Here is a 3,038-nt window from a genome sequence, read left to right on the forward strand (position 1 = left end):
CGGCGCGGGCGCGCTCTCCCAGCGCCAGGTACACCCCGATCGGGATCAAGAAATCCAGCGCCGCGGCCACGGGCAGCGCGACGGCCGAACCCACCGGACCGGACGTCTCGTCGTGGCAGCACGGTGGCGGCCGGCCCATCGACTGGTTCGCGGTACGCGCCGCGGGCCACCGTTTCGCCATGGTGAAGGCCACCGAGGGCCTGGACTACATCAACCCGTTCTTCGTGCAGGACAGCCTGCACATGCGCGTGGCCGGAATGGCCCGCGGCACCTACCACTACGCCCACCCCGACCTGCCGCCCGAACCACAGGCCGCGCTGTACTCGGCGATCGTCCTCGGCCAGAACGGACCACTGGACCTGCCGCCCGTCCTGGATATCGAACATTCCGGTGGACTGCCGCCGGGCGCGCTGATCGACTGGACCCATCGCTACCTCAACACCGTGCAGCAGCTCACCGGCCGGGTGCCGATCATCTACACCTATCCCAACTTCTGGAAATCGGCGATGGGCAACAGCGACCAGTTCCACCGCTACCCGCTGTGGATAGCCGACTACCGCGACCGTCCCCAGCCCGAGGTGCCCGGTAACTGGCCGGCCTGGACCTTCTGGCAGCAGACCGACTCCGGGTCCATCCCGGGCATCCACGGCGCCACCGATGTGAACGTGTACAGCGGCGCCCAGGGCGATTTCGCCCGCTTCGCGCGGATGGGCGGGCTCACCGGCAGCGGATAACCCCGGCGCCACCCGCCCGGGAGGGCCGCCGAGCCGGCCGGCTCGGCGGCTTCCGTCACGCGACCCGCTACTCCACGCCGATCCGGCCGCCCCCGGCCTTCCAGACCGCCACCACCGCCGGGCGCGGCTGCGAATCACCGCCGTCGGGCCAATGCGACGCGGGATTCTCCACCGACGCGTCATCGGTCTCACCCGGGTGCTGGACACACACCAGCACCCGCTCCTCGGTGATCACCGGACCGCAGGTCTCACCGCCGGCCGGTACCGACAGGAACTGTTTGGTCTCACCGCGCCGCTCGCCGTCGAGCACGACCGCGAAGAGCCCGTCATTGGCGTCCAGCGCATTGCCGTCGGTGCTGATCCACAGGTTGCCGTACGGATCGAAGGCCAGATTGTCCGGGCAGGAGATCGGGCTGACCTTCGTCTTGTCGTATCCGGCGAAATAGGTGTCCGCTTCTCCCGGGTCACCGCAGACCAGCAGCAGCGACCAGGTGAACTCGGTACCGGCGTGGTCGTCGGTGATCTCGAGAACCTGGCCGTTCTTGTTCTCGTTACGCGGATTGGCCTCGTCGGCGGCGGCCTTACCGTCGGTGCCCCGCTTGTTGTTGTTGGTCAGCGCGACATACACCTTGCCGGTCTTCGGATTGGCCTCGAAATCCTCGGGCCGGTCCATCTTGGTGGCGCCCACCTTGTCACCGGCGAGGCGGGTGAACACCGCGACCTCCTCGGCGGTCATCCCGTCCACCAGTGATTCGCCGCGACCGTCCTCGGCGGTACGCAGAATCGGCACCCACTGGCCCTTGCCGGTGAAGCCCTGATCCGAGGGGACCGCGCCGGAACCGTCGATACGGTCGGGATGGTCCCCGGTCAGCTTGGCGACGTACAGCGTGCCGGCGTCGAGGATGGTGAGGTTGTGGCGGCGGCTCGCGGCGCCGGTACCCGGTTCGATCTTGCGGGTGGAGACGAACTTGTACATGTAGTCGAAGCGTTCGTCGTCACCGCTGTAGGCGACCACGGTGCCGTCGGCGGTCACGTGGATATTCGCGGCCTCGTGCTTGAACCGGCCCAGCGCGGTGTGCTTGATCGGCGTCGATTTCGGATCCCACGGATCCACCTCGACCACCCAGCCGAACCGGTTGGATTCGTTGGGTTCGGCGGCCACATCGAAACGCCGGTCGAACTTCTCCCAGAAGTGCGGGGCGTCGGATTCACCGATCCCGTAGCGCTCGAGGCGAGCCGCCGCCACCGGATCGGCCGCCTTGCCCACGAAGTAGGCGTTGAAGTTCTCCTCGCCGGAAAGCACGGTGCCCCACGGCGTCACCCCACCGGAGCAGTTGTTGACCGTGCCGAGCACCTTGGTGCCGGTGGGGTCGGCGGTGGTCTTCAGCAGCGGACTGCCCGCCGCGGGCCCGGTGAGCACGAACTCGGTGGTCGCGGTGATACGCCGGTTGTACCGGCCGAAAGCGGGCTTCAACCGACCCTTACCGGGTTCGCCACGTACCTCGACCACCGACAGGCCGTGCGCGGCCATCGCGATATCGGCCTGTTCGCGGGTGATGGCGTCGGCCTCGTACCCCGGGAACATGAACTGTTCGGTGGTGTACTCGTGGTTCACCACCAGCAGATACTTACCCGGCTGTCCCTCGATCGGAAGCAGTCCGGCGAAATCGTTGTTGTAGCCGAACTGCCGGACCTGCGCGGCCGCGGTCTGCCCGAAGAAATCGAACTCCGGCGCATCCTCGAACAGCGGATCACCCCACCGGATCACCACACCCTGCTCATAGCCCTCCGGGATCACCACCGCGTCCTCGGTGTTCGGAGCCACCGGGGTGAACCCGGTGCCCGTACTCCCGGCACCGGCGGCCGTCTCGACCTCGGTATCGGTACCGCACCCGGCGAGCGCGCCCATCGCGCCGAACGCGACCACCGCCGCCGCCCCGCCCTGCAGGATCCGGCGCCGGGAGATCGCGGCGACGATATCGCCGAAATACTCGTTGGACGAGGTGTTGGGGACCTCGTGGAAGCAGGCGTTTCCGCATTTGTAACGGCAGGTCACACGCGACCGCGAAGCGGCCGGTTCATTGGCGACGAAGAGCGCGAGAGGTTTCACTGTGAACTCCTGTTCCGGGCTGAACGCCCGCACGCTAGCCGACCGAGGAGAGTCTCAGGAGACGGGGAGATTAACAGAAATATTGGACGGGCCACGCCGAGATTTTGGAGCGGCTCCGCCGCTCGAGGGTGGGGCCCTGTTAACCCCGGGTCTTCACTCCCGGCGGTCGGTCGCTGCGCTCCCTCCCTCTGGTC

2 protein-coding genes are annotated in these 3,038 nt (G+C 67.5%); one reads left to right on the forward strand and one right to left on the reverse strand.

What is annotated here, in order from left to right:
- The first annotated feature begins 38 nt into the window (after positions 1–38).
- Entirely contained in the window at positions 39–734 is a 696-nt protein-coding gene (locus ACWDU1_RS31180) for a glycoside hydrolase family 25 protein (protein WP_450003981.1), read from the forward strand.
- Between the two features lie 67 nt (positions 735–801).
- Here ACWDU1_RS31180 and ACWDU1_RS31185 read toward each other — a convergent pair whose 3' ends face one another.
- Positions 802–2,844 (reverse strand): PhoX family protein, encoded by a 2,043-nt coding sequence (locus ACWDU1_RS31185; RefSeq protein WP_450003979.1) that lies wholly within the window; start codon positions 2,842–2,844, stop codon positions 802–804.
- Positions 2,845–3,038: the final 194 nt, after the last annotated feature.

The sequence above is a fragment of the Nocardia sp. NPDC003345 genome (assembly GCF_053589395.1).